Below are 6514 nucleotides of genomic sequence, written 5' to 3'. Positions count from 1 at the left end.
CAAAGGCGTGCAAATCAGATTCAAAACTGACTTTTTGGAGGTCGGTGATGAACTGCGATGCCCTTCGGGATGACCAATGGGAACGGATCAAGGGCTTTGTGCCGGGTGGCACCAAAGGCAAACGTGGTCCTCGCACGGATAATCGAACATTTCTGGATGCGCTGTTGTGGATGGCCCGTTCCGGCGGACGCTGGCGCGACCTGCCCGAGCGACTTGGGGACTATCGCTCGGTCAAGCGACGCTATTATCGCTGGATCGAGATGGGCGTTCTTGATGAGATGCTCGCCGTTCTGGCGCGCGAAGCAGACCTCGAATGGCTGATGATCGACAGCACCATCGTGCGCGCCCATCAGCATGCAGCCGGAGCCCGCAAGGAAAAAGGGGGGCGGATGCCCAAGGCCTGGGTCGGTCTCGCGGCGGATTGAGCACGAAAATCCATGCAGCGACCGAAGCGCTCGGCCTGCCCATACGCCTGATCGGCACTCCCGGGCAGCGCAACGACATCGCCTTGGCCCACGACCTTGTCGAGGGTATTGAGGCCGATGCAATGCTGGCCGACAAAGGTTACGACGCGGATCATCTCGTCGAAAGGATCGCAGAAATAGGAATTGGTGTCGTCATTCCGCCAAAACGGAATCGCAAAATCCAACGCGCCTATGACACTGAACTCTACAAGGAGCGCAATCGCATCGAGCGCTTCTTCAACAAACTCAAACAGTTTCGACGCGTTGCAACACGATACGACAAGCTCCTCGCCAATTTCATGGGATTCGTCAAACTCGCTGCTATCGCAATTTGGCTCAAATAGTTAAATCGTCACTACGGCCTAGAACGTCCCCGTTTTTCTCCGAGTCACGGAAACGCTCTCTCCTTGTTCTTGCGCAATTCCGGACGCAAAACCGCTGCGCATTTTTGCTGGAATTACTTCAGGCCTTTTCGCTCCCGCATACTCCCACGAAACGCTCGCACAAGTTTCGCCGACTATTCGTCTGATGAGGCAATAAGCCTGCTTTGTCTTTGACGGATCGTGCGAGAACAGAATGAATCTGTTAAATCAATTAGTTCAGATCTTTAAGAACTTCGGTTCCCTGGGCCGAACACGCCTGATGATTCTCGGAGGCGTCGGTGCCGTCTCCATCGCAATCGTCCTTGCGGCCGCCCTTTTCGTCAACAAACCGGCACAGGAAACGCTCTATGTCGGTCTGGACTCGCCGGATCTCAACCAGATCAGCATGGCGCTTGCCGAAGCCAACGTCGATTTCCAGGTTGGCACGGACGGCTCCAGCATCAGCGTTCCCGCGGGGATGACGGGCAAGGCCCGCCTGATGCTTGCCGAGCGCGGCCTGCCGAACAGCGCCAATGCCGGTTATGAACTCTTCGACAATGTCGGCTCCCTCGGCCTGACCTCCTTCATGCAGGAGGTGACGCGGGTTCGCGCTCTGGAAGGCGAAATCGCCCGCACCATCCAGTCGATCTCGGGTATAACAGCCGCGCGCGTCCATATCGTCATGCCGGAGGTCGGAAACTTCCGGAAGGCGGAGCAAAAACCGACCGCGTCCGTCATGATTCGCGCAAGCGCCACCACCGGGCGCAGCGCGGCGACCTCGATCCGCCACCTCGTCGCCTCGGCCGTGCCGGGGCTTGATGTCGATGACGTGACGATCCTCGATTCCGCCGGCCAGCTGCTCGCTTCCGGCGACGAGGCGAGCAACAGCTCGCTGAACCGCTCGCTCAACATCGTCCAGAACGTTCAGCAGGAAGTCGAATCCAACATCGACAAGGCGCTGGCACCCTTCCTCGGCATGGACAATTTCCGCTCCAGCGTCACCGCCGATCTCAACACCGACGCCCAGCAGATCCAGGAAACGGTTTTCGATCCCGAATCCAAGGTCGAACGCTCGGTCCGCTCGACGAAGGAAGCCCAGCAGTCGCAGCAGAAGACGTCCGATAGCGCGACGACGGTCGAGCAGAACATTCCGCAGGCGGCTCCCGAGGCTGGCGGCTCCGCCGGGCCTGAATCGCAGGACAAGTCTGACAAGCGCGAAGAGCAGACCAACTACGAAATCAACAGCAAGACGACGGCGACGACCCGCAGCAGCTATAAGGTCGAAAAGCTTTCGATCGCCGTGGTGGTCAACAAGGGCCGCATCGCCAAGATGGTCGGTGAGCCTGCCGATCAGACCAAGGTTGACGCCTATCTTGCCGAAATGCAGAAGATCGTCGCTTCGGCGGCCGGCATCGACGCCAAGCGCGGCGACGTCGTCACCGTGACGGCCATGGACTTCCTCGAGAACCAGTTGCTCGAAGACGCCACCGGCGGTGTCCGCGTCATGGACATGCTGAGCCGCAACCTTGCCGGCATCATCAACTCGCTCGCTTTTGTCGCGGTCGCCTTCGTGGTGGTCTGGATGGGCCTGCGGCCTCTGGTGCGCAGCATCAACGGCAACGGCAGCTCCGCGGCTTTCGGCGACGCGACGCCGGAAGCGGCTGGCCTCGAGCTTCCGGACTTCGCGCCTGCATCGGGAGCACCCGGCGGCGCTCTCATGGACGGCTTCGGGTCCGACTTCGGCTTCGACAGTACCGAGGACCTGCTCAGCCTCGGCGACGACGATGGAAACTTCAATCGTCGCGTCAAGGAAGGCCCGGAACGCAAGCTTTCCCGTATGGTCGAGATCAACGAGGAACGCGCCGCGAAAATCCTCAGGAAATGGGCGATCGACGAAGCAGCGTAAAGGAAAGGCCGGGCGACCGGCCTTTTTTCATGTCGGGGTGGGGAAATCAACAACACTATAGATCCGACTACTTAAATGCGGCTGTAACGCGACATGATGAGAGGGATTCGCGTAAAACGCGAAGCTGGTTGCGATACCGCCAGAATCACCTTAGCCTCCTTAGATCTTGAAGGCTGGAACGAGTGGTCGAATCAGTGCATTGGCGACGGCGAAAGTAAATCCCTAGAAGTCGGAGATGGTGATTTGCATCGGCTGGCTTACCCTTAGGTGATTCGAAATGGGATTCGAGCGGGACTTGACCTGAATCCTTTACAGAAAAATTGCTGTTGCACCGAGTTCGATCGTTTCTCAGCCGCAGGACATTGCCAATGGATATGAATGTAATTCAGGCGAGCAAAGGCGAGAGGCATATGGCGAATTTCGCGAGTGCGGTGGTGCCGGATCTGCTGCCGCGCGATGAGCTGCTCCAGCGCCTCCACGGCGTTGCCAGCACCGGCAGGTTGCAGTCTGGTCTGCGCGCACTGACGGACTACGTGGGTGCTTCGCACTACCTTCTGGCACGCTGCGATCTCCTTCAGGAAAGTGGCCTCGATTTCATCGTTTCGTCGGACTGGCCTTTCGATCTGGTCAGGGACATCGCCAATGATCTGGTCCGCGGCTATGCCCGCTCGACAGAGCTGGAAAAATGCATGCAGGTCTTCCAGCCGAATTTTGCTCTTCTGCCTGACAGTGCCGAGATTCCGGACGGCGCCAGCCGCCAATATTGTTCGGTGACCTTCAATGTCGGCCGGTCGCGGCTGGCCTTGATGTTCCTGTTCGGCGAGGGGTTCATCCTTTCTCCGGAGCGCCTGCGGGACGTAGGCCTGCTTGCAGGTTATGTCGCGAGCTTCCTGCGCTGCGGTGGTACGAAGGTCGATCGCGATTTCGAATTGACCGACCGCGAGCTGGAATGCCTGTTCTGGATCGCCGAAGGCAAGACCAGTGACGAGATCGCGATGATCCTCGGAATCTCTCGCAATACCATCAACAACTACATCACCAGCGTGATGCGCAAGACGGCGACCAAGACCCGGTCCGAGGCCATTGCCTTCGCCGTCCGCAATAATCTCGTATAGGGGGATCTATGGGCTATCCGGCAGGCAGGACGATGAGCAGCGCCGAGCAGCTGCGCACGGTGCGTGTGAACAGGATTTCCAGCCGGTCCGACCTTTTTCCGCGGCTGATCGCGATGCAGAAGCTCGCCGATGCGCAAGGCTTCGCGATCTTCCGCGTCAGCGGCTCGGGCCTTCCGGCAAAGCAGAGGCTTGTCTGCGAGCTTGAAAACTGGGGGTCTTCCAATGCCGGTTTCGGCAAGGCCTTCACGGATGCCTACGGCGATATTCTTCTCGATCATATCGACAAGTCGCTGCTGCCGCTCTCATGGGCCGGCGGTTACGACCGTGCGGCACCCGGTCCGGCGGACTTCTCGCCGTTCATGACGCGACTGCAGGACGGTATTCTGCCCTTCTCCGGACTTGCCTTTCCGGTGCGGCTCGGCGCCGTCGGCAATGGTTTCATCCTTTTCACCGGCGACGAGCTCGATCCTTCGAGCGATACCATCGTCGAACTGCACGGCCGCTGCTGCCATATCATGATGGATCTGCTCTCGCTCGACGAACGCCGCACGGCTGCCGCTGAGGCGCTCAGCGAACGCGAGATCGCCTGTCTGCAGCTTGCCGGCGACGGCCGCATCAGCGAAGAGATTGCCGACAAGCTCGGCCTGTCCGTGCACACCGTGAACGCCTATCTCGGCTCGGCGACCATCAAGCTCGATTCCGTCAATCGCATCCAGGCGATCGCCAAGGCGATCCGGCTTGGCTATATCAGCTGAACTCGCGCGTTGTCCCTTTCAGCGCCGCGCGTCTTTTCGGACGCGCGAGAGCATGTCGCGCAAAAGTGTGCATGGAAGAAAGTCAGCCGGCCAGCGCCTGCGGCGGCTGGTTGACACTGTAACGCGCTTCCCGAAGGCTCTTTTTGAGGAAGATGGTATTCTCGTCAGGATCGGCCGAGGGCTCCTGGAAAGCGATATGGCTGATCTCGATGCCGGCGTGATCTTCGGCAAGGGTGAGTTGTGCATAGACGGTGACGCCGCGCGGCTTGATTTCCAGATCGAGAACGACTTCGGGCTTGCCGCCCCACTCCAGAGTATAATTGCCGCCCAGGCCGAAATTCACCGTGCCCGGATGAAAGAAAAGCTCCGCCGCCGAAGCGACGAGATCGGAAAGATTGCCGTAATACTCGAAGCGCAGCAGTGAAATAAGGTCAGAAGCATCCAGAAGGCGCAGTTCAGTAGCGACCGGGCTGATCGCGTCTGCGAGGATCTTTTCACGCTGGGTAGAGTGGGGGCATTTTTTCATTCGGCTTATCTTACCCGTTTGTTCTTGGCGTCCGCAGCGTAGACCCGGTGGATGAGCTCCGCTACCGCCTTATAGAAGACTGACGGGATGACACTATCGATCGAGACTTGCGCAAACATGGAGCGCGCAAGTGGCGGATCTTCGAACACCGGTATGCCGTTCTTCTCGGCGATCTCCCTGATTTTGAGCGCAATCAGGTCCTGACCCTTGGCCAGCACCACCGGCGCGTCGTTCTCTTCACGCGCATAACGCAGCGCCACCGCATAGTGCGTCGGGTTTGCAATCACCAGCGTCGCGCGGTCCACGTTGGCGATCATGCGCCGGCGCGCCCGGTCGCGCATCAGCGAGCGCTGCCGGCTCTTGACGAAGGGATCGCCTTGCGCCTGCTTGTTTTCTTCCTTCACCTCGTGCCGCGTCATCTTCAACTCGGTGAACCAGTGATGGCGCGTCCAGAAAAGATCGGCGATCGCCACGATCGCCGTGGCGATCAGCATGACGATGATGATCTTGCGCATCGCCGCCATCATTCGCACCAGGATCGTCTGCGGATCGGAGAACATCGCGTCGATCGAGCCGAAATATTCGCTCCTGAGCACGAAGAACAGGATCACCCCGACGACGACAACCTTGAACAGCGATTTTCCGAATTCGACCAGGCCGGGCAGGCTGAAGAGCCGTGACCAGCCCTTGATCGGCGAGATACGCGAGGCCTGCGGGCGGATGCGTTCGAGCACCGGCGTCGGCAGGTTCTGAAAGACGGAGGAGGCGACGCCGAACACCATGAACAGGATGAAGGCGGGCGCCACCAGCGCCGCACTTGCCCAGCCGATCCGGACGAACAGCGCCAGGACATCCGGTCCCGTCTCGATCTTCCACTGGTCGGGCTGCTCGAAGATGTCGCGCAGCATTTCAGTCATGCGCCCGACACTTTCTGGAAGGAAGAACACCAGATAGATGAAGGTGGCGAGGATGGTCGCAAAGATCGACAGTTCGCGCGAAGACGGCACGTTGCCCTTTTCCGCGGCATCGCTTTGCTTTTTCGCGGTCGGGGCTTCTGTTTTGCTGTCCTTGTCATCGTCTGCCAAGTCGCGGCCCTCCGTCAAAGAAACAGGCCGCAGCCAATGCATGTCGGCCAAAAACGTGCAGCGCTTTTGGGATGACGACATGCATCAGAACAAAGACCTAAAGCGCGTCGCAAGAACCGAGTTCTATGCGACGCGCTTTAGAGCACGGTCTATTGCTGGAAGGGTAGTCGTCTGTGGCACGGCGATCAACAGCCGCCTTTCGGCATGCCGGATTTGTCAACAGTCTCGAAGCGCCAAAGCATGTCGCGCAAAAGTGTGCAGCGGTTTTGCGATAACGACATGCGTAAAAACAAGGACCTAA

At 59.1% G+C, this 6514-nt stretch carries 6 protein-coding genes; 4 read left to right on the top strand and 2 right to left on the bottom strand.

Features of this window, described 5'->3' with window-relative positions:
* The first annotated feature begins 47 nt into the window (after nucleotides 1-47).
* The 4 genes from V8P77_RS34555 (at nucleotide 48) to visR (ending at nucleotide 4602) form a co-directional block, all read left to right on the top strand.
* Nucleotides 48-808, top strand: a protein-coding gene (locus tag V8P77_RS34555) for an IS5 family transposase (RefSeq protein WP_335916745.1) whose coding sequence is annotated in 2 segments (ribosomal slippage) — nucleotides 48-387 and nucleotides 387-808 — 762 coding nt in all. Because the reading frame shifts where the segments join, the coding sequence is not laid out codon by codon here.
* A 232-nt stretch (nucleotides 809-1040) separates the two neighbouring features.
* Entirely contained in the window at nucleotides 1041-2732 is a 1692-nt protein-coding gene (gene fliF / locus V8P77_RS34550; protein ID WP_335916744.1) for a flagellar basal-body MS-ring/collar protein FliF, read from the top strand.
* A gap of 368 nt (nucleotides 2733-3100) precedes the next feature.
* On the top strand, nucleotides 3101-3847 hold the full coding sequence (visN, locus tag V8P77_RS34545) for a transcriptional regulator VisN (protein ID WP_026154436.1): 747 nt from the start codon (nucleotides 3101-3103) through the stop codon (nucleotides 3845-3847).
* An 8-nt stretch (nucleotides 3848-3855) separates the two neighbouring features.
* Complete coding sequence (visR, locus tag V8P77_RS34540; RefSeq protein ID WP_335916743.1) at nucleotides 3856-4602, top strand: transcriptional regulator VisR; 747 nt, start codon at nucleotides 3856-3858, stop codon at nucleotides 4600-4602.
* Nucleotides 4603-4684: 82 nt separating this feature from the next.
* Here visR and V8P77_RS34535 read toward each other — a convergent pair whose 3' ends face one another.
* Both V8P77_RS34535 and flhB read right to left on the bottom strand, forming a co-directional pair.
* Complete coding sequence (locus V8P77_RS34535; RefSeq protein WP_017958982.1) at nucleotides 4685-5128, bottom strand: BspJ family T4SS effector nucleomodulin; 444 nt, start codon at nucleotides 5126-5128, stop codon at nucleotides 4685-4687.
* A 5-nt stretch (nucleotides 5129-5133) separates the two neighbouring features.
* Nucleotides 5134-6213, bottom strand: a complete 1080-nt coding sequence (flhB, locus tag V8P77_RS34530; protein WP_168344812.1) for a flagellar biosynthesis protein FlhB — start codon at nucleotides 6211-6213, stop codon at nucleotides 5134-5136.
* Between the last annotated feature and the right edge of the window lie 301 nt (nucleotides 6214-6514).

The organism is Rhizobium aouanii (genome assembly GCF_037002925.1).
Lineage (GTDB): Bacteria > Pseudomonadota > Alphaproteobacteria > Rhizobiales > Rhizobiaceae > Rhizobium > Rhizobium aouanii.
Note: the sequence above shows the minus strand (reverse complement) of the source record. Positions and strands in the feature narration are given on the sequence as shown.